Source organism: Streptococcus equinus (genome assembly GCF_049393805.1).
Classification (GTDB): Bacteria; Bacillota; Bacilli; order Lactobacillales; family Streptococcaceae; genus Streptococcus; species Streptococcus equinus.
Genome location: NZ_CP185763.1, coordinates 261454 through 283189 on the forward strand (window position 1 = coordinate 261454; position 21736 = coordinate 283189).

The window sequence follows — 21736 nt, forward strand, 5'->3', positions numbered from 1 at the left end:
TAAAATTCTCCTCTTCTAATCCATCGCTTTTAATTCCAACACCATATCACGCAATTGAGCAGCGAGCTCGAAATCAAGCATTTCAGCAGCTTCATGCATTTGTTTTTGAAGTTTCTTAATAGCTTCTTTACGTTCAGTTTTATTCATGCTGCTGTAGTCAGGGGTGTCTTCAGCAACGTCTGTTTCGTTTGCTTTAGAAATCGAAATCAAATCACGAATATCTTTCTTGATTGTTTGCGGGATAATGCCGTGTTCTTCATTGTAACGCATTTGAATTTCACGACGACGTGCCGTTTCATCCATAGCTTTTTGCATAGATTCAGTAATCTTATCAGCATACATAATAACATGTCCTTCGCTATTACGAGCTGCACGACCAATTGTTTGAATCAGACCACGTTCATTTCGAAGGAAACCTTCTTTATCCGCATCAAGGATAGCAACCAAACTAACTTCTGGTACGTCAATCCCTTCACGAAGCAAGTTAATCCCAATCAAGACATCAAAAACTCCCAAACGCAAGTCACGAATAATCTCCGTACGTTCCAAAGTCTTGATATCTGAGTGCATGTATTTGACTTTGACACCCATTTCTTTGAGATAATCTGTCAAATCTTCTGCCATTTTCTTAGTAAGAGTTGTAATAAAGGTACGCTCACCTTTTTCAACACGAGCATTGATTTCACCAAGCAGATCATCCATTTGACCCATGGTTGGACGAACCTCAACTTCTGGGTCAAGCAGACCTGTCGGACGAATGATTTGTTCGACGATTGTGTCTGTTTGCTCAAGTTCATAATCACCTGGTGTCGCTGATACGTAGACAATCTGATGAACATGGCTTTCAAACTCCTCACGACGAAGTGGACGGTTATCAAGAGCACTTGGAAGACGGAAACCATAGTTAACCAACATTTCCTTACGAGAGCGGTCGCCGTTATACATTCCCTTAATTTGCCCCATCGTCATGTGACTTTCATCAACCATAATAAGAAAATCTTCTGGGAAGAAATCAAGAAGTGTGAAAGGAGGTTCACCTTCTGAACGTCCATCCATGTGACGAGAATAGTTTTCGACACCATTTGTATAACCCATTTCACGTAGCATTTCCACATCATACTCTGTACGTTGTCGAATACGCTGCGCTTCAATGAGTTTTCCTTCTTCTTCGAACTTCTTAACCTGTTCTTCCATTTCTTCCAAAATGTTCTTGATGGCATGTTCCATGTGCTCTTCATTAGTCATGAAGTGAGTAGCAGGGAAAATTGCCAAATGTTCTACCTCACCAAGAACCTTACCAGTCAAACTTTCAATTTCTCGGATGCGGTCAATTTCATCACCGAAAAATTCAACACGAAAGGCATGTTCGTCTCGACTAGCTGGGAATATTTCAACAACGTCTCCTCGAACACGGAAACGTCCACGCTGAAAGTCAATGTCATTTCGCTCAAATTGAATATCAACCAAGTCGTTTAACAATTGGTCACGTGAGATTTCTTGACCTGGGCGAAGGCTGACAACACTATCTGCATATTCTTTTGGTGAACCCAAACCATAAATACATGACACAGAAGCTACCACGATAACGTCATTGCGCTCTAGCAAAGCCGAAGTTGCCGAGTGACGGAGTTTATCAATCTCATCGTTAACTGAGCTATCTTTCTCAATGTAAGTATCGCTAGATGGCACATAAGCTTCTGGTTGGTAGTAATCATAGTATGATACAAAATATTCAACCGCATTATCTGGGAAGAATTCTTTGAACTCACCGTACAGTTGACCTGCCAAGGTTTTGTTGTGGGCAATGACTAGTGTAGGTTTATTGACCTTAGCAATAACCTGACTCATTGTGTAAGTCTTACCAGTTCCTGTTGCTCCAAGAAGAATCTGCGCTTTTTCGCCACCTTCAATATTATCAACCAAAGTCTCAATCGCTTGTGGTTGGTCTCCTGAAGGTTCGTATTTTGAAACAAGTTTAAATTGATTATCTTCTATTCTATCTATCATAGTATTCCTCAAACTGTCATTGTAATACATTCATTTTAACATAAATATAGGTAAATTACTCTTACTAGGTCCCAAAACCATCACATCATTACATCTTATGTTAGGTTTTCTAACATGAGCAAGAAATCTAAGTTGCCTTGGTCCTGTTATTTTGATATAATTATACCAATCTATACAAAAGGAGACTAACATGAAGCACAAATTGAAAGCTATTATGCTAGCTATGATTTCTGCAATCTTTGTGTTTGGTGCAAATGCGCAAGCTGATACGATTAGTGTTGTATCTGATACTGCTTATGCTCCATTCGAATTCAAAGATTCAGATCAAGTTTATAAAGGTATTGACGTTGACATTATTAATGAAGTCGCTAATCGAGAGGGCTGGGACGTCGAGATGACTTTCCCTGGTTTCGATGCTGCCGTTAATGCTGTCCAAGCTGGTCAAGCCGACGCTCTTATGGCTGGTACAACAGTTACTGAAGCTCGTAAAAAAGTCTTCACATTTTCAGATACTTATTACGATACCGCTGTCGTTGTCTACACTCGTAGCGATGCTAAAGTGACAAACTATAAACAACTTTCAGGAAAAACTGTTGGTGTTAAAAACGGTACCGCAGCTCAAAGCTTCCTAAAAGAAAATCAAAAAAAATACAACTATAAAATCAAAACATTTGATACAAGCGATTTGATGAACAACAGCCTAGATGCTGGTTCTATCTACGCTGCTATGGATGACCAACCAGTTGTCCAATATGCTATTAACCAAGGTAAAGACTACGCTATCAATATTGATGGTGAAAAAGTTGGTAGCTTTGCATTCGCCGTTAAAAAAGGTAGCAAATACGAATACCTTATCGACGAATTCAATGAAGCCTTTGAGGCTATGAAAGAAGATGGTACTTATGATGCCATCATGGCAAAATGGCTTGGCGATTCTAAAGACTCAGCTGACAAATCAACTGTTGTCACGTCAGATAGCTTAAAACTTTCTGGTGATGCATCAACAAAAGCAACACCTGTAAAATCAACTTACAAAATCGTTATGGATTCTTCATTTGCCCCATTTGAATACCAAAATGACTCAGGCAAATATGAAGGAATCGACGTTGACTTAATCAAAGCCATCGCTGAACAACAAGGTTTCAATATTGAACTTTCAAATCCTGGTTTTGATGCTGCACTTAATGCTGTTCAAGCCGGTCAAGCAGATGCTGTTATTGCTGGTATGTCAATCACAGATGCTCGTAAAGAAATCTTTGACTTCTCTGACCCATACTACACTTCAAACATCCTGCTTGCTGTTAAAAAAGGTAGCTCAGTAAAATCATACGAAGACCTAAACGGTATGACTGTTGGTGCTAAAAATGGTACTGCTTCATACACATGGTTGTCAGAACACGCTGACCAATACGGTTACTCACTTCGTGCATTTGATGAAGCATCTACTATGTACGACAGTTTGAACTCTGGTTCAATCGATGCTCTTATGGATGACGAAGCTGTTCTTCGTTACGCAATCAAACAAGGTCGTAAATTCGATACACCAATTGACGGTGAAAAATCTGGTGAATATGGATTTGCTGTTAACAAAGGTGCTAACCCAGAATTGCTTGAAATGTTCAACAACGGACTTGCTGCCCTTGTAAAATCAGGTAAATACGATAAAATTGTAAACAAATACCTTGGAACATCTGAAAACAAAAAATCATCTTCAAGTGTTGATGAAACAACAATTTGGGGATTGATTAAAAACAACTATTCTCAATTGCTCACAGGTCTTGGAACAACACTTAGCCTTACACTTATCTCATTTGCTATCGCTATGGTTATCGGTATCATCTTTGGTATGATGGCAGTGGCTCCAAACAAAGTCCTTCGTACAATTTCAGCAATCTTTGTTGACGTCGTACGTGGTATTCCATTGATGATTGTTGCTGCATTCATCTTCTGGGGAATTCCAAACCTCATTGAATCAATGACAGGTCACCAAAGCCCAATCAATGACTTCCTTGCTGCTACTATCGCTCTTTCATTGAATGCTGGTGCTTATATCGCTGAAATCGTTCGTGGTGGTATTGAAGCTGTTCCAAAAGGACAAATGGAAGCAAGTCGAAGCCTTGGTATTTCATACGGTAAGACAATGAAAAAAGTTATCTTGCCACAAGCAGTTCGTGTAATGTTACCAAACTTCATCAACCAATTTGTTATCTCACTTAAAGATACAACTATCGTTTCTGCAATTGGTCTTGTTGAACTCTTCCAAACTGGTAAAATCATTATTGCACGTAACTACCAATCATTCCGAATGTACGCTATCTTAGCAGTAATCTACCTTGTAATGATCACCCTTTTGACTCGTTTAGCAAAACGTCTAGAAAAGAGGCTTAAATAATGGCAGAATTAAAAATTGATGTACAAGATTTACATAAATCTTATGGAGATAATGAAGTCTTAAAAGGAATTACAACACAATTCCACGAAGGTGATGTTGTCTGCATCATTGGCCCTTCTGGTTCTGGTAAATCAACTTTCCTTCGTACGCTTAACCTTCTTGAAACAATCACAAGTGGTAAAGTTGTTGTGGATGGATACGAACTTTCTGACCCAACTACTGATGTCGATAAAGTTCGTGAAAACATCGGTATGGTGTTCCAGCACTTCAACCTCTTCCCACATATGACAGTTCTTGAAAACATCACTTTTGCTCCAGTCGAACTTGGAAAACAAAGTAAAGAAGAAGCTGAAAAACATGCGATGGAACTTCTTGAAAAAGTTGGTCTTGCTGATAAACGTGACGCCAAACCAGACAGCTTATCTGGTGGTCAAAAGCAACGTGTTGCTATCGCACGCAGCTTGGCTATGAATCCTGATGTCATGCTTTTTGATGAACCAACTTCTGCACTTGACCCAGAAATGGTCGGTGACGTTCTTGGGGTTATGAAAGACTTGGCAGAACAAGGCATGACAATGTTGATTGTTACTCACGAAATGGGATTTGCCCGTAAAGTTGCCAACCGTGTTATCTTTACAGACGGTGGACGATTTATCGAAGATGGAACACCAGAACAAATCTTTGATAACCCACAACACCCACGTCTAAAAGACTTCTTAAACAAAGTATTAAACGTTTAATAACATAAAAAAGCTAGTTAAACTGAACTAGCTTTTTTCTTACTTTCAAAGCACATTTGTTGTTAAAATTTTGACTTTCATATTTGCTTTTGTTAGACTTAAGTTAAGTTGTTTAGACAAACTACAAGTCAAAAATTCTATCAGACTTGGCTTTTACCTCACTTATCTTTATAAGATTTGTCATAAGCGAGATAATCTTATTTATTCGTAGCAAATCCAAATGACTACTCATCTGTGATACTCAGTAGACTTTCTACTGTTTTAATATAAGGAGGACTTTGATATGTCTAAGTATGCAGGCACTCAAACTGAAAAAAACTTGCAAGCTGCGTTCGCTGGAGAATCTGAAGCTCGCAACAAGTACACTTTCTTTGCTTCAAGAGCTAAAAAAGATGGCCTCGAACAAATTGCCGACCTTTTCTTAAAAACAGCCGACAACGAAAAAGAACATGCCAAAATGTGGTACAAGGAATTGTATGGTATCGGAGATACTTCTGAAAACCTTGAAACTGCTGCCGACGGTGAAAACTACGAATGGACTGACATGTACGTCCAATTCGCTAAAACAGCTGAAGAAGAAGGTTTCCCTCAATTAGCTAAAAAATTCTTGATGGTTGCAGAAATCGAAAAACATCATGAAGACCGTTATCGTGCTCTTTTGAAAAACATCGAAACTTCTCAAGTCTTTGAAAAGAGTGAAGTTAAAATTTGGGAATGCCGCAATTGCGGACATATCATTGTCGGAACAAAAGCTCCAAAAATTTGTCCAGTATGCGCACACGCTCAATCTTACTTTGAAATTCGCGCTGAAAATTATTAATAGACACAACTTCCAACTTTTTGTTGGAAGTTTTTTTATCATATTCTTTGACAAGATTGTTGCTTATCTGCTAAAATTAAAACAAATCTATTAGGAGGACACAGTGCAATGAACAACTAAGAACAAAAATTTTGGTAATCCTTATCAGGTTTTGTTTTTAGTGCACTCTTATACCTTCTTCAATCCCCTACAAGATATTAGCCAATTTTGGGGATATTTTTAGCGTTGACCATAATGAGATACACTCTGCCTGATGAGGTGGAGTGTGTTTTATTAAAAGCGAGGTTTATATGCTAGAAATTTCTCATTTAACCATAACCCATATCAAGGATTATAAGCAGATAGTTTGTGATTTAAGCTTAAATGTTAAATCCGGTGAAAAATTAGCAATCATCGGAGAAGAGGGAACTGGAAAATCTACTCTACTAAAACTCATACTTTCTCCTTTAAAGATTCACGATTACACAACTGTTGAAGGAACTATTCAAAATACTTTCAACAAAATTGGATACTTACCACAAACTCTGTCAAAACATGAAAGACAACAAACTGTTTTAGAATTTTTGTTCAAAAATTCCGAGGATTTATTTGACTACAATGCTTTTTATCAATCGGCTGCATTGTTAGATTTAGACGTTAAAAAATTAGAAGATAGTAACTTACATCTAGGTCGCTTATCTGGAGGAGAACGACTGAAACTCCAACTTGCAAAACTAGCTGGTGATAATGCTGATTTACTTTTACTCGATGAACCCTCTAGTGATCTTGACTTAGAAAGTCAGTTGGCACTACAAAAATTTATCCAAACATCAGCTAAAACTATTATATTTATATCTCATGACGAATCTGTCCTAGAAAAAACAGCTACTACCATTTTACATCTTGAACTTATCAGACATCGGCAACTCGCCCGTTCTAACTATTTTCCAGGAAAATATTCAGATTATCTCAAATATCGCAAAAACTCTTATCAAAAACAACTCAATTTAGCTAAAAACGCTAAAAAAGCAAAGCAAAAACGGGACGAAAAAATTCACCGACTACACCAAGCAGTTCAATTCAAAGTTAGAAATACACATGATAGCTCAGTTGGCAGGCTTGCAGCTAAAAAAATGAAAAATATCCTTTCTCTTGAAAAAAGATACCATAAACAAGATGAGCATTTACCAGATTTTCCAGAAGAAATGGATAATCTGTCACTTTCTTTTAATAACATCGAACCACTTGATAGCAAAAAGTGCATTCTATCGTGGAATAACGAAAATTTGCTTACTGGTCAGAATATTGATTTAAAAATTTTTGGAAGAGATAAAATTGTCATTACAGGAAAAAACGGCATAGGAAAATCTTGTTTACTAGAGAAAATTTATAACACATTACAGCAAGATAAAAATTTATCTATCGGTTACATGCCGCAGGATTATGATAACTTTTTACCTAAAGAAATGAACGCCATAGATTTTTTAAGAGAGGTTTCAACCGAGACTGATGCGAGAACAATCTTAGGCAGTCTGCAATTTACTCGTTTTGAAATGGAACACCCTACTAATGAATTATCTGGTGGTCAAAAAGCAAAATTATTTCTAGCTCATATGGCCTTAGCCAAAAATCACATTTTGATTCTAGACGAACCAACCAGACACTTCTCTCCAACCAGCCAACCTATCGTAAGAAAGCTCTTATCAGATTTTGCTGGATGTATTATAAGTGTCTCTCACGACAAAACCTTTATTCAGGAAGTTCCAAAAATATCCTATCGTTTGAATGAAATTTTTTTAGAAAAGCAATAAAAAAAGCCCAGCAAATTGCTGAGCTGTGGCAGGAAAGACGACTAAGACTCTTGGTCGTCAACTTCTCCTGCTTTTTCTTTTGCCAATTTTTCGCGTTCCAAACGGAAGCGACGATTTGGATTAAGTGTATTGAAAAGTTCTTCTAGCTTTTCAGCATTCCAAACATCGGCTGCTGATACAAAATTACCATCTTTATCTCTAAAAGATATCGGTTTTTCACCCATAAGAACCTCCAGTTAAATCAATTTAATACCGAAACAAGTCTATCTCGACTAATATAACAAGCAAGCACGTCCTACTAGCTATGCAAAAAGATAATTTTTGCTTCGCTCGTTTAACGGACTTTGTATCTTATATTAATCTACAAATTCGAATTCGAATTTACCGATTCGAACAATGTCACCATCTTTTGCACCGCGTTCACGGAGAGCTTCATCGACACCCATACCACGCAATTGGCGTGCAAATTTCATGATAGATTCATCACGTTCCATATTAGTCATGACAAAGAGTTTTTCAAGTTTTTCACCTGACAATACCCAAGCAGCATCGTCATCACGTGAGATTTCAAATGGACGTTCATCTGGATCAAATCCATAGTAAACTTCTTCATCAATCATATCATCATCAGAGTAAAGCAAGAATTCGTCAGTCTTATCAAGCAATTCTGCAGTTGCTTCCATAAGATTTTCTAAACCTTGGTGAGCTAAACTTGAAATTGGGAAAATCATTGGCACTTCATCAAAATCATCATAGTTAGCCGCCAATTTTTCTTTGAAGACTTTCAAGTTTTCTTCTGCTTCAGGCATATCCATCTTGTTAGCGACAATAATTTGCGGACGTTCCATCAAACGAAGGTTGTAGCTTTCAAGTTCTTTATTGATTGCAAGATAATCTTCGTAAGGATCACGTCCTTCGCTTGCTGACATATCGATAACGTGCAAAATAACACGTGTACGTTCAATGTGACGAAGGAATTGAGTACCAAGTCCAACACCTTGTGAGGCTCCTTCAATCAATCCTGGAAGGTCAGCCATCGCAAAGCTATCACCTGATTTTGTACGAACCATACCGAGGTTAGGCACGATTGTCGTAAAGTGGTAAGCACCGATTTTTGGTTTTGCAGCAGTCACAACACTAAGAAGAGTTGATTTACCAACTGATGGGAAACCTACAAGACCAACATCAGCCAAGATTTTCAATTCTAATTGAAGGTCACGTTCCTCGCCAGGTTCACCATTTTCAGCGATTTCTGGAGCAGGGTTACGTGGTGTTGCAAAACGAATATTACCACGTCCACCGCGTCCACCGCGCGCAACAACAAATTCTTGACCATTTTCAACAAGGTCAGTGATGACCTTACCAGTCTCTGCATCACGAACAGTTGTTCCTTCTGGGACACGAACAATAAGGTCTTCTGCACCACGTCCGTGCATTCCCTTTGTCATCCCTTTTTCACCTGATTTTGCTTTAAAAATGCGGTTATAGCGGAAGTCCATCAAAGTACGAAGCCCTTCGTCAACTTTAAAGATAACTGAGCCACCTTTACCTCCGTCACCGCCCCAAGGACCGCCATTAGCAACATATTTTTCACGACGGAATGCAACCATTCCATCACCGCCGCGACCTGCTTTAACGCTAACCTTGGCAGTATCTAAAAACATACTCATTATTAATTCCTATTCTTTCATTAGTATAAACTTGATTTGTCAAAGCATAAAAAAACGCCTCTTCAGCGTTCTTTAAATAATTGAACCAATAGCAGTCGCAATAAGACCACCTACAGTTACTAGAACCATTAAGATAACAACTACTAAAGTTAGTTTTTCAAACGCTGTTTTTTTACGTGGTCCGTTTTCACCAAATGCCACCTTAATACACCTCGCTCAATTGATTTTATTACTATTATCTTAACATGATTGCCTTAAATAAGCAAATAAGTAATGCATAATTTTTACAATTCGACGCCAAATTTTTGCAAGCTTTCCAGTTCTTCTGTAGAAAGTCTTCTCCACTCTCCCAAAGCCAATTCGTCATCCAATCGAAGTGGTCCCATGCTCAAACGTTGTAAATCAGTTACTTCCTTCCCACAAGCTAAAACCATGCGCTTAACTTGGTGAAATTTACCTTCCTTGATTACAATTTCAACCAAAGACGTATTTGATTTCTCATCAGCCTTGATAATATTAAGCTGAGCAGGTTGACACGTAAAATCTTTCAGTTCAATTCCATCCGCAAACGCCTTAACATCTTCATCAGTCATAATGCCAGCAACTTTAGCGCGATAGAGCTTATCAACATGCTTTTTCGGAGAGAGCATAGCGTGCGCTAACTTACCGTTATTTGTCAACAGCAAAAGACCATGAGTATCAATGTCTAGACGACCAACAGGAAAAACTTCTTTGTCCCAAGCTGTCTTGTCCAGTAAATCTAAAACTGTCTTATGATGGTCATCTTCTGTTGCTGAAATAACCCCTTTAGGCTTGTTTAGCATGTAATAAACGAATTTTTCATAAGAAAGATTTTGTCCCTGACAGACGATCTTATCCAACTTTTCATCAATTTGTGTTTTTGGGGAAGTTTCTAATTTTCCATTTACCAAAACCTGTTTTTTCTTCAGCAATTGTTTGACTTCTGTACGTGAGCCAACCCCTGCTTCTACTAAAAATTTATCTAAACGCATCGTTTTCCTTTATTCTGATTTGATACCTTCATTGTAACATTTTTTGAAAGATAAAAAAACAAGGTCGAGCAAGCTCGAACCTTGTTTTATCACTCTTAAAACGACTTATTTTTTGTATGCGTATGTGAAGTCTACAGACAAACCTGTTGAGTTACGAACAAGTCCTTTAAGGTTAGGATTTTGAAGTGATTTAGTACTACGGAAGTAGATTGGGTTGTAAAGTGCGTTATCGTAAAGTGCTTTTTCAGCAGCTTTATAATCGTCAGCAGCAGCTTTTGCATCTAATGCATCAGTAGTGATTGCTTTTTTGTATGCAGCATCGTAATCAGCATTTGAGAATTTACCGTAGTTGTATGATGAACCAGTAGTGAAGAGTCCATAGAATGTTGAACCTTCTGGATAGTCACCACCCCAAAGAACAAGAGCAACATCAAAGTTTTGGTTCTTAGTATCTTCTAGACGTTGTTTGAAAGTAACAAATTTTTCTTCAACTTTCAATCCAGGAAGAGCTTCTTCCCAAGTTTGTTTGATGTAGTCAACTGAAGCTTTTGCAACTGGTGCATCTGAGTCAGCTGTGATAGTCAATTTAACTGAGTCTGTACCAAGTTCTGCAAGGCCTTCTTTGAAGAGTTTTGCTGCTTCTTTCTTATCATAGCTGTAACCTGGTGATACATATTTAGCCAAGTCTGTTCCATCAGGAAGTTTTTCAAGACCTGTTGGAGCAAGAGCTGTTGCAGCTTTTGAACCAGTATCGATAGCAGCTTTAACAATACCTTCACGGTCAGTTGCTAAGTTAAGAGCTTGACGGATTTTAGTATTGTTCAAAGCAGTAACTGTACCAGTTTGGTTGTAAACCATGTAAGCTGTTGTTGCTTCTGGAACTGTAACTACATCGTCACGGTTTTTATTTGCTTTGAATGTAGCTTCTGTATTTGAGATGTTTGCTGTATCAATGTCACCATCTTTGTACATTTGAACAGCTGTATCAGGTTTCTTGATTGTTTGGACGTTTACTTTCTTAGTTTTAACGTCTTTTGCATCCCAGTAATATTTGTTTTTCACAAGTGTGAAGTTACCGCTTGTACCGTTCCATTTTGTAACAGTGTATGGACCTGAGTACAAAGCTTTTTCTGATGTTGTACCATAGTCATCACCTGCTTTTTCAACAAATGCTTTACTTTGTGGCATGAAGTTAGCAAATGATAGAAGGCTCATAAATTGTGGAGATGGGTTAGACAAAGTAAAGATAACTTTGTTTCCGTCTGCCTTAACTCCAAGTTCATCAAGACCTTTTGTACCAGCAATAACTTCGTCAGCGTTCAATACATGAGCATCTGATACTAGGTAAGAATATTCTGAAGCAGTTTTTGGATCTGCAATACGTTGCCATGTGTAAACAAAATCTTCTGCAGTCAAATCACTACCATCTGACCATTTAAGATTGTCACGCAATGTCGCAGTGTATGTCAAACCATCTTCTGAAACATCAACACTTTTAGCCAAATCTGGTTGTAATTTTCCATCTTTATCAACACGGAGAAGGTTACTTCCTGAGTTACCAATAGCAATTGATGAGTACATATCAGATACTTTAGAAATATCAAGAGTACTGATTTCAGTTGGCACGAACCAATTGATATCTTTGCTAGCAGATTTTGATGATGAGTTATTTCCACCACATGCTGCTAGTGTAGCAACAGACAACAATGTGACAGCTCCAAGGCCGACACGTTTTAAAGATTTAATCTCCATAATGGATCCTCCTACCATATAACTTTCTTTCGGTATGTAAAGTATTATAACACAATATTTTCTAAAAATACAGAAAATTTGTAAATTAATTAAAATTTCAAAAACATATTTTAGATTAACCTTTATATCATTTTCTTTTAATTTTATACAACAAGAGGATGAATTGTCTGTTTTTTATAAAAATACTATCCGCTTTGTCACATTTGAAGTAGTCTTACATCTTTCATTTTTAGCTACTATTAGAACTTCTATCACTCAAACTATCGACTTTATCAAACTTTATGCCGTTGTACAAAATCTGACATCATTTTACATACATTTTCATTTAATGGTATAAATATCATCAAAAAAGCAAGGTATACTTTTACATAAACCCTGCCTTTTTCAACATATTTCTAATTTTTATAAGCGTAAGTAAAGTCTACTGTCAAACCAGTTGAATTACGAACAAGTCCTTTAAGAGATGGATTTTGAAGCCATTTTGTACTACGGAAGAAGATTGGGTTGTAGTGTGCGCCTTCGTAAAGAACTTTTTCTGCAGTCTTATAATCTTCTGCGGCAGCATCTGTATCTAAAGCATCTTCTGTGAGTGCTTTGTTATAAGCAGCATCAAATTCATCACTAGATACTTTACCATAGTTGTATGCTGAAGTTGATGAGAACAAGCCATAGAAGGTTGATCCTTCTGGATAATCTCCACCCCAAGAAACTAGTGCAACCTCAAAGTTTTGATTTTTAGTATCTTCAAGACGTTGTTTAAAGGTTACAAATTTTTCTTCAATCTTCAATCCTGGAAGAGCTTCTTCCCAGCTTTGTTTGATGTAATCAACAGCTGCTTTTGTCACAGCATCATCAGAATCTGCAGTTACTGTCAATTTCACTGAATCTGTACCAAGTTCTGCAAGACCTTCTTTGAATAATTTAGCTGCTTCTTTTTCATCGTATTTATAACCAGGTTCAACGTATTTTGAAAGGTCAGTACCATCAGTTAATTTTGCAAGACCTGGTGTTGCAAGTGCTGTCGCTGGTTTTGAGCCAGTATCAATAGCAGCTTCTACGACACCTTGACGGTCTGTTGCCAAGTTAAGTGCTTGACGAATTTTTTCATTAGCAAGAGAGGCAACTGAGCCCGTTTCGTTATAAACGATGTAAGTCATTCGAGCTTCTGGAACTGGAACTGCTTCTTTGTTGCTCTTGTTTGCTTTATAGATTGATGAGGTTGCTGAGATATTTGCGGTATCAAGCTCACCGTTTTTGTACATTTGAACGGCAGTATCTGCTTTTTTGATTGCTTGAAGATTGACTTTTTCAGTCTTAACGTTCTTAGCATCCCAATAGTATTTATTTTTAACTAAAGTAAAGCTGCCATCACTTCCGTTCCAGCCTTTGATAGTATATGGCCCAGAATAGATTTGGTCTTTAGAAGTTGTAGCATATTTGTCGCCTTCTTTTTCAACAAATGCTTTTTTCTGTGGCATAAAGTTAGAAAAGGCTAGATAGTACTTAAATTGTGGGCATGGACTTGTAAGCTTAAAGGTAATTTTATTACCATCAGCTTTAACACCAAGTTGACTCAAATCAGAGATTTCACCAGTATTAATCTTATCAGCATTTTCAAGATGTGATTCAACAGCTAAATAAGCGTATTCTGAAGCTGTCTTTGGATCAACCATACGTTGCCATGTGTAGACAAAATCATCAGCAGTCAAGTCACTACCGTCAGACCATTTCAAACCATCACGCAAAGTCGCTGTATATGTCAAACCATCCTCAGAAACTTCGACACTTTTTGCCAAATCTGGTTTTGGTTCACCTTTTTTATCTACACGAAGTAGGTTACTTGATGAGTTCCCAATTGCTAGCGCAGAATATTGGTCAGTATTTTTTGAGATATCCAGTGTCAAAATCTCAGTCGGTGTGTACCAATTAATCTCGTTTTTATTAGCTGCAGTTTTATTTCCGCCCCCACACGCAGCCAATAAAGCAACTGAAACCAAGCTTACCGCTCCAAGTCCAACACGTTTCAAAGTAGACTTATTATCCATAAAAGTTTCCTCCTACCATAAACTTTCTTTCGATATGTTTGGTATTATAGCACACTATTTTCTAAAAATACAGAATATTTTAAAATTAACAAAAATTGTTTTTTTCTTCAGGAAAATCAAAAAAATCCAGCAGAAGATTCTGCTGGATGTTATCTATTTATATTGCTATTCTGCTAGGCTTGCTGCACGTTTAAGTGAGGCATCGATATTTTCACAAAGGTTTTCTTGACCAACTTTTTCAACAAAGCCAGCTTTTTCCATTACACGGTAAGGTTGTTTGTTAACGTGAGATAAAATCAATGTCATGCCACGTTTTTGACAGATTTCAAGTGTTTCTTCAAGAGCTTCAAGTCCTGAAATATCCATAGCAGGCACATTACGCATGCGAAGGATCAAGACATTTTTACCTTCTTCATGGTTAAAGTTAAGGAAGTCATTTGCAGCACCGAAGAACAATGAACCGAAGATTTCATAAACAACTGTATTACTTGGAACATGTTTCAAATCAGTGTTTTCTGAAAGTTCAGCATCATCAAGGCTATCTTTATCAACCCATTGACGAACTGCGGCAACGTCTGACATACGTTTAAGGAATAAGAAGGCAGCCAAAACCATACCAAATTCGATGGCTACAACAAGGTCAAAGAAGACTGTCAACACAAGTGTAATCACCAAGACAGCAATATCACTCTTAGGTGCTTTTTTAAGCATGTGAACAAATGTACGCCATCCACTCATGTTATAGGCAACCATAATCAAGATTGAAGCAAGACAGCTCATTGGGATAAGTGATGCGTAAGGCATCAAGAACAAGAGGATCAAGAGCAATGTCACAGCGTGAGTCATACCAGCGATTGGTGTACGACCACCATTTTTAACGTTAGCTGCTGTACGAGCGATAGCACCTGTAGCAGGGATACCACCAAATAGAGCAGACATCATGTTACCAACACCTTGTCCGACCAATTCAGCATTTGAACGATGGTGACTACCAATCATACCATCTGAAACCACACATGAAAGAAGTGATTCGATAGATGCCAAGATTGCAATTGTAAAGGCTGGTGAAATCATTTGACGAACAAGACCAAATGACAATTCAGGCATTGTAAATGTTGGCAAACCAGCTTTGATAGTATACAAGTCACCAATTGTTTTAACTGACATGTGACCAAATCCAACAAGAGCCGTTGTTACGATAATAGCAACAAGAGAACCTGGGATTTTTTGAGAAACACGTGGCCAGAAGATTTGGATAAGCAAAGCGATCATACCAATCAAAAGTGTTGGCCAGTTGATTGTATTGATGTGTTGAGCATAAGCTACCATTTTCTCGATAAATTCAGCTGGAACAGCCCCCATACTTAGTCCGAAGAAATCTTTTAATTGACCAACAAAGATTCCGATAGCGATACCTAATGTGAACCCAACCGTGATTGTTTTAGGGATGAATTTAATCAAGTCTCCAAAACGAAGAAGCCCCATGATAATCATCATGATACCAGCTAAGAATGTTGCAATAGTAAGACCTGCCATACCATATTGAGCAATGATACCGTAGATAATAACAACAAATGCTGCAGTTGGTCCACCGATTTGGACACGACTACCACCTAAAAATGAAATAAAAAAACCTGCGACAACGGCAGTATAAAGACCTTGTTCTGGATTAACACCTGATGCAATCGCTAAGGCAATTGACAATGGTAAGGCAATGATTGCCACAATAATCCCCGCAACAAGGTCTTTTGCAAACTGCGCACCCGAATAATTTTTAAGAGTACTAAACAGTTTTGGCTTAATATATTTAAAAGCGTCCATCTTTTCCTCCTACTTTTATTTGTTCTCAGACGCTTACGAGAACTGACGTTACCATTTTATCACACCAAAAGTTAGAATTCTAGGGATATTACCATAAAAATTTGCAATATTTGCCCCTTTTTTGCTCCTCTAAGGGCTTTTGTTTAAAATTTTGACCAAAAAACACTAATCACCTAAAATGTAAGCGCTACACGTCGATATACGCTTATCTAAGATAATCAAAAACTGTCAGTAGGAAAAATTCTGATTTTTTCATAAAAAATATCTGAGATTTTCACCTCAGATATTAAAATTATTCAAATAGCTATTTTCACAAAACCTCTACAGCTTCAAACTCTTCAAAGACAACTGACATTTGTGGTGAAAAGTGATACCCAAGCATCTCTCCCTCACGAGTAAAGAAACGCTCGTGGCTTCTTTTCCAAGAGTCTAATGTCTCATCTTCGCCTTCAAGCTTAGCAAGGTCATAAGTGATTTCTTCATAAGGAAGGATGTGCAATTTCTTTGTTCTCACCACACAACGAGGATTACCATCCCAATCAGTAATGACACTTAACTCTCCTTTTTTTGGCATAGTTTCATCACCAAGTTCAAAGGCTGCTAAGCTGCTTGACGTCGCTCTTTTCTGACCTTTTAAAACCAAGTCAAGCAAACTATTACAAGCTTTCTCGGTCAGCTCGAAATGCCATTTTTCAAGATTTTCGATGTTCATTTACTTTTCCTTTTCTCTCTTATTTTTATTAAATGTTACAAATTGCCATCACAGATTGATACCATGTTTCAGGATATGATGCCAAAAGTTCTTCGTGACGATAATTTTGTCTATGAATAATAGGATTTTTGAAATGTTTTTTATAGCGTTCTAAATACTTCTCGCCCATTTTTTCCGCATAAAAAATATGCACCTCAGTCTCATCATTTTCAATCATATTAGATAAAGGCGTGATTAAATCTGAATAGAATTGATTGAAAAGTGATTGTTTACTGACAAATGTCAAACCAGTCATGAAAGAAAAAATGTTCCTCACATAAGAATCTTTAGAAGACTCTTTTTGAAAATAACTTTGCACACATTTTGGAACAAAATACCCATTTTTCAAAAAAGGATGCATTAGCATTACTAGCAATTTTCCCTTTAAAAAGGCTAATAGATGATTCTCTTGGTCAAAATCCGAGCTACCAATGATTGCTTTTGACATTATCACTTTCTTTCGTGCCACAAGCTGTGCGACAAGCGTTCCACCAAGTGATGAGCCATAGGCTGCAAAAATTTTTCCTTGATAATTTTGCTGAATCATCTCTTCAATCTGTTGAACCTCAGACAAAATTGATTGAAAATCCTCCCTATCCTCACCATCAAATCCTGTATACGAAACAACAAGGACAAAAAAATCTGACAGCAATCGTGGAATCACTTTCTCAAAATTCGCTTTCCAGTGACACATCGTTCCTGGAAAGAGCATTATAATTGGTTTTGAAGGGTCACCAAACTCATGACATAACATGACTAAACTTACACTCACCTTCTAAATTGACATCGACTCCCTAGCATTATATCACTTTATCAAGAAAAAAAGCTGTAACAACTTGTGCTACAGTCGATTTAACTTATCTACAATTTCTTAGTAGAGATTATGTTGCATGTTTTGATAATCTTTAAAGACTTTCAAACAATCATCATGACCAAGCTGAACAAGATAATCTTCAGGGAGATTTTTTCGTCCTCCCATGAGCTCATCAAAGTGTTGGTCACGAAAACCAATCATGGCATTATCAGCAATTGTACAACCATAATAAACTTTATCAATATTTGCCCAAAGACAAGCTGCTAGACACATTGGACACGGCTCTCCAGTTGTAAACAAAGTTGTTCCTGACAAATCATGCGTGCCAAGCATTTGACCTGCTGCTCTGATTGCCGTTACTTCTCCATGTGCCGTTGGATCGTGGTGAGCTAGGACCATATTGTGCCCACTAGCAATGATCTTGCCATTTTTTACGATAACCGCACCAAAGGGGCCACCATCTCCTTTTTTAATCCCTTCGTAAGCCTCTTCAACAGCTTTTTGCATGTAATCTTCAAGCATTTCAAACACGCTCCTTTCACTACTAATATAGCAAAAAATCCCAATTTTAGACAATTTACAAGGTGATTAGATAAATAGTTTAAAATTTTATAAAAATAACTAGCTTGAAATTATTAACCGTTATTTGACCGAAATGCCAATCATAACCGTTTCTTCGTCTTGATTACTCCAAACCGAATGAGGAATTTTCCCTTCAACCAAAAAAGCTTCGTTTTCTCGGATAATGATTTCTTCTTTATCAAGCAACACTTTAGCCTCACCCTTTGTCACAATGAAAAGATGATTATGTTCATGAGTATGCTGCTTTATCGGACCACCACCCTTTAGGTTAATATAAGCAATTGAACCATCAATAATTTCACCAACATTGTCAAATAATTTCTTAGCTTCAAAATTCACGTGCTCTGGTGGTGTCATAAAATCTTTTTTCATTTTCTATCTCCATTTTATAAAATTAAATCCTTAGTGACGTTAAAAAATGATACTTTCAACAAATACCTCTACGATTCCTTTCTTGTTAGCATGACAAGATATTCTGTTGTTCCTTCTTCAAATTTCTTTGTGTCGGTTAAGTGAAAGCCATGTGCCTCGTAAAAACGAATGGCATCTTGATTTTTTTCAATTGCCCACAAAAATGTAATCGGATAATGTGCCTTAGCGTATTCAATCAAGGCAGAGCCAATGCTCTGATTTTGGAAAAAGTAGTCAACATATAGTTCGACAATTTCATTTCCCTCTACACGAATGAAGCCTTTGACAATCCCGTCATCATAAACCAAAATATTGTCAATAATGCCTTCGTCAATGTATTGCTTCGCAACTGAAATCACTTGTAGCTCACCAAATGAAAAGTCATCATCTTGAAAAATCGGACGGAATTTTATTCTTTTTACAAAGACAAGTATTTCCGCAATTCGTGAAATATCCTCTTTTCTCGCTTTTCTAATCATATTTTCTCCTTTTCAATCATTAATACTAAAAACTAAGTCCATAAGGATGTGATAAAAAGCGGTGAGCAATCTTCACTTTTAACAAAACCACAGTTTTCATAAAAGTTAATTTCTTTATTATATCCAATCACTGCAATCCGCATGAAAGATTTATATTTTTCCTTTACCATCTGAACCAATTTTCTACCGATAGCATGTCCTTGATAGTCTGGATCAACAAGTAAATAGTGAATATAGGCATTCATCACCCCATCATCCATGACACAAATCATCCCTATTAATTTATCCCCATCCCAAGCCGAATAAACGGTTTTAAAATTCTGCATGGCCAAAACAAGCTTTTCAGGATAATGCCCTGATGACCATTCTACTGAAAGAAATAAACGCTCCAAATCACTGCACTTAAAGTCATGAATTGCTTTGTATTCAATAGCCGCCATAATACAACCTCTTTCTTTATTCAGCTAAGTCTTCTGTGTTAGTTATCACGCTCGGTATTCTTCAAATGTTTTTCAATATAATCAAAAAATGGTTTCTTTTTGACATCGAAGACGTGGTTTTCATACCATGTGTAGGATTCTTTTAAGCCAATTTCTAGAGGTGTTAGCTCTGGTAATAATTTCTCTTGCCTTTTAACATCTAAAAAGAACTCATAGTCGTAAAAACTGAAGTAATTGCGCTGATTGACCTCATCAAAGACTTCGATGAATTCTGGAATTTTATTGCTGCAAGCATAGCAGAGCTTCACCCACTGGCGAGTACTTATAACTTCAGTATTTCCAACATTATAGAGGTGTTCTTTGGGTCGCTTTTCGATAATAGCTTCCATCATGCGGCACAAATCCTTAATATAAAAGAATTGTAATTTTAATTCACCGTGACGTGGTAGATAAAAAGGCAAATCATCCTTAGCACAATCAAAGACAAAAGCTTCTCGATAAACATTATTCATCGGTCCGTAGAGATATGGTGGACGTAAAATATAAGCTTCTGGAACCAGCTCAAGCAAACGTTTTTCTGCTGCAATCTTATCTAGACCATACTGGCCCCAGAATTTATTTTCACCAAGTTGAGATGTTTCTAAAAATGGCTGCGCGCCATCATCTGGATAAACAGAACTTGAACTAATCATGATATATGTTTCAAATGAGCCTATTGCTTCTACTAAACAAGAAATGTCATTAGCGTTATAAGCTGTCACATCTAGAACGACATCAAAATGAAGATTTTTCAGTCGATTGCCTAAATCGTGTCTATCAGCTTGAATCACAGTCACGCCTTCAACTTGTGTCTTGGTATTTCGATTAAGCACATAGACGTCATAGCCTTTTTTATCAAAATAAGCCGCTGTATATTTACTAACAAAAACTGTGCCACCCGTTACAAGTACTGTTTTCATCCTAGAAACCTCCTTCTAATTATCAGAATATTATGATACCTGCATTGTAACACAAAAAAACAGCAGTTACAAAGAACTACTGCTTTCAGTGCTAATCCTTTTATTTTCCCCATAAAAATTAGTCAAATTCATTATCGCTATCATCATCGTCTTTACTTAACAAAAGACCAGCAATAAGTCCGAAAGCTATCCCAAGTGACGTCCACAAGCCGATACTGTGTGTTAAGACACCAATCCCAGCTCCGATAAGGACACCAATACACATTGCAACTGCAACTCCACGTTCTCTATTCATAATACTCTCCTCCTAAATTTAAAAGCTATTATCCCCTAATCATTTAAAAATTTTGCTTACTTATCCTCCAATCTCGAAACTAGTTTTAAAAATTTTTTGTCATTCATTTGCTCATTTGTCACGTAATCACCATTATAAAAAAGCGCATAAGTTGTAATCGGTGTCGGTGCCGACCTTGCTTCTTCCTTGCTAGTAAGATGGATAGCCTTAAAAGCAATTCCGTGCTCTTTAGCAGTTTCTTCTAATATTGGAACGTACTTTGCATTAAACGGGCACTGGCTCGTGTAATATAAAACGTAACCTTTTTCTTCTACCTGAGGGTGTTTGGCACAGTCTTTAAAACTTGGCACAACAGCATCATCATCAAATGGCAAGTACCAAAGTTGAATACCATTATCAGCCTCATCAGCCACCTTAAAGCCTTTGTGTTTTAGATACTTTGGGTCGGCAAGAAATGGCTTCTTCTTAGCAGCTGCTAAAATGCACAAACCCTTCTTTTCCTTAGACTTACTGTCAGCGATGCAAGTCTCAAGCAAATCATTCGAATAGCCATGTCCTTTAAAACTCCCCGAAACCCAAAGACAATCAATATACATGTAATCTTTAGCTTCAATCGGATTCCAGGCATTTTCAGCAGGAATATACTCGATAAAACACTTGCCACGCTCGATACTTTTTAAAAACACCAGTCCATCATCAAAACGCTCAGAAAGCCAAGCTTTTTTAGACGAAACTTGCGCATCTTTGTTATTTGAAAGGGCACAGCAAATATGCTCTTCTTCTAAATTTTCTTTTGTTACTTGGATGTATTCCACGCTAATACCTCCCTAAAGAAAACGCTATCATTGTTATTTTCATTGTATCAAAAACACTATAATCTTTCAAAAGAAAACTGAACTCACTTGATTTTTACGGAATTTTGACAAATAAAACCCAGACAAAAATAGATTGTCTG

Annotated in this window: 21 protein-coding genes; 4 read left to right on the forward strand and 17 right to left on the reverse strand. The window is 37.2% G+C overall.

Translation table 11 applies throughout. From position 1 onward, the window contains the following. Window positions 1–15 precede the first annotated feature (15 nt). Window positions 16–2007: an excinuclease ABC subunit UvrB gene (gene uvrB, locus ACN0NP_RS01265; protein ID WP_024343856.1), complete on the reverse strand. Its 1992-nt coding sequence runs from the start codon at window positions 2005–2007 to the stop codon at window positions 16–18. Window positions 2008–2197: 190 nt separating this feature from the next. On the opposite strand from uvrB, the gene ACN0NP_RS01270 reads away from it, so the two are divergent. From ACN0NP_RS01270 to ACN0NP_RS01285, 4 genes are all read left to right on the forward strand, one after another. Then, complete coding sequence (locus ACN0NP_RS01270) at window positions 2198–4399, forward strand: ABC transporter substrate-binding protein/permease (RefSeq protein ID WP_423217393.1); 2202 nt, start codon at window positions 2198–2200, stop codon at window positions 4397–4399. Continuing rightward, complete coding sequence (locus tag ACN0NP_RS01275) at window positions 4399–5139, forward strand: amino acid ABC transporter ATP-binding protein (protein ID WP_004232375.1); 741 nt, start codon at window positions 4399–4401, stop codon at window positions 5137–5139. Before ACN0NP_RS01270 ends, ACN0NP_RS01275 begins: the two co-directional genes overlap by 1 nt. A gap of 283 nt (window positions 5140–5422) precedes the next feature. After that, entirely contained in the window at window positions 5423–5959 is a 537-nt protein-coding gene (gene rbr / locus ACN0NP_RS01280; RefSeq protein WP_024343854.1) for a rubrerythrin, read from the forward strand. Window positions 5960–6249: 290 nt separating this feature from the next. Next, the gene (locus ACN0NP_RS01285; RefSeq protein ID WP_423217394.1) at window positions 6250–7749 is read left to right on the forward strand and encodes an ATP-binding cassette domain-containing protein; all 1500 of its coding nucleotides are present in this window, start codon (window positions 6250–6252) and stop codon (window positions 7747–7749) included. A 41-nt stretch (window positions 7750–7790) separates the two neighbouring features. On the opposite strand, the gene ACN0NP_RS01290 is transcribed toward ACN0NP_RS01285, so the two are convergent. The 16 genes from ACN0NP_RS01290 to ACN0NP_RS01365 form a co-directional block, all read right to left on the reverse strand. Further along, complete coding sequence (locus ACN0NP_RS01290; protein WP_004232387.1) at window positions 7791–7973, reverse strand: hypothetical protein; 183 nt, start codon at window positions 7971–7973, stop codon at window positions 7791–7793. 132 nt (window positions 7974–8105) lie between these two features. Beyond that, window positions 8106–9419, reverse strand: coding sequence for a GTPase ObgE (obgE, locus tag ACN0NP_RS01295; RefSeq protein WP_021142623.1), 1314 nt, complete (start codon window positions 9417–9419; stop codon window positions 8106–8108). A gap of 72 nt (window positions 9420–9491) precedes the next feature. Beyond that, on the reverse strand, window positions 9492–9620 hold the full coding sequence (locus tag ACN0NP_RS01300; RefSeq protein ID WP_003065505.1) for a DUF4044 domain-containing protein: 129 nt from the start codon (window positions 9618–9620) through the stop codon (window positions 9492–9494). Window positions 9621–9703: 83 nt separating this feature from the next. Beyond that, a complete protein-coding gene (locus ACN0NP_RS01305) occupies window positions 9704–10432 on the reverse strand; it encodes a pseudouridine synthase (protein ID WP_423217395.1) in 729 nt (242 codons plus the stop codon). A gap of 105 nt (window positions 10433–10537) precedes the next feature. Continuing rightward, window positions 10538–12184, reverse strand: coding sequence for a peptide ABC transporter substrate-binding protein (locus tag ACN0NP_RS01310; protein ID WP_423217396.1), 1647 nt, complete (start codon window positions 12182–12184; stop codon window positions 10538–10540). A 395-nt stretch (window positions 12185–12579) separates the two neighbouring features. Further along, window positions 12580–14229 carry a peptide ABC transporter substrate-binding protein gene (locus ACN0NP_RS01315; protein WP_423217397.1) on the reverse strand — a complete coding sequence of 550 codons (1650 nt, stop codon included), beginning with the start codon at window positions 14227–14229 and terminating at the stop codon, window positions 12580–12582. Window positions 14230–14394: 165 nt separating this feature from the next. After that, on the reverse strand, window positions 14395–16050 hold the full coding sequence (locus tag ACN0NP_RS01320; RefSeq protein WP_423217398.1) for a SulP family inorganic anion transporter: 1656 nt from the start codon (window positions 16048–16050) through the stop codon (window positions 14395–14397). A 310-nt stretch (window positions 16051–16360) separates the two neighbouring features. Then, a complete protein-coding gene (locus tag ACN0NP_RS01325) occupies window positions 16361–16762 on the reverse strand; it encodes an ASCH domain-containing protein (protein ID WP_423217399.1) in 402 nt (133 codons plus the stop codon). A 28-nt stretch (window positions 16763–16790) separates the two neighbouring features. Beyond that, window positions 16791–17555: an alpha/beta fold hydrolase gene (locus ACN0NP_RS01330; RefSeq protein WP_423217400.1), complete on the reverse strand. Its 765-nt coding sequence runs from the start codon at window positions 17553–17555 to the stop codon at window positions 16791–16793. A gap of 117 nt (window positions 17556–17672) precedes the next feature. Further along, window positions 17673–18137, reverse strand: a complete 465-nt coding sequence (locus tag ACN0NP_RS01335) for a nucleoside deaminase (RefSeq protein WP_423217401.1) — start codon at window positions 18135–18137, stop codon at window positions 17673–17675. A gap of 120 nt (window positions 18138–18257) precedes the next feature. After that, complete coding sequence (locus ACN0NP_RS01340; RefSeq protein WP_009854512.1) at window positions 18258–18569, reverse strand: cupin domain-containing protein; 312 nt, start codon at window positions 18567–18569, stop codon at window positions 18258–18260. Between the two features lie 68 nt (window positions 18570–18637). Further along, window positions 18638–19087, reverse strand: a complete 450-nt coding sequence (locus ACN0NP_RS01345) for a GNAT family N-acetyltransferase (RefSeq protein ID WP_423217402.1) — start codon at window positions 19085–19087, stop codon at window positions 18638–18640. 32 nt (window positions 19088–19119) lie between these two features. Beyond that, a complete protein-coding gene (locus ACN0NP_RS01350; protein WP_423217403.1) occupies window positions 19120–19527 on the reverse strand; it encodes a GNAT family N-acetyltransferase in 408 nt (135 codons plus the stop codon). Between the two features lie 38 nt (window positions 19528–19565). Beyond that, window positions 19566–20486, reverse strand: coding sequence for an NAD-dependent epimerase/dehydratase family protein (locus tag ACN0NP_RS01355; RefSeq protein WP_423217404.1), 921 nt, complete (start codon window positions 20484–20486; stop codon window positions 19566–19568). A 118-nt stretch (window positions 20487–20604) separates the two neighbouring features. Continuing rightward, window positions 20605–20781 (reverse strand): hypothetical protein, encoded by a 177-nt coding sequence (locus ACN0NP_RS01360; protein ID WP_420543343.1) that lies wholly within the window; start codon window positions 20779–20781, stop codon window positions 20605–20607. Window positions 20782–20837: 56 nt separating this feature from the next. After that, window positions 20838–21596 carry a GNAT family N-acetyltransferase gene (locus tag ACN0NP_RS01365; protein ID WP_423217405.1) on the reverse strand — a complete coding sequence of 253 codons (759 nt, stop codon included), beginning with the start codon at window positions 21594–21596 and terminating at the stop codon, window positions 20838–20840. Between the last annotated feature and the right edge of the window lie 140 nt (window positions 21597–21736).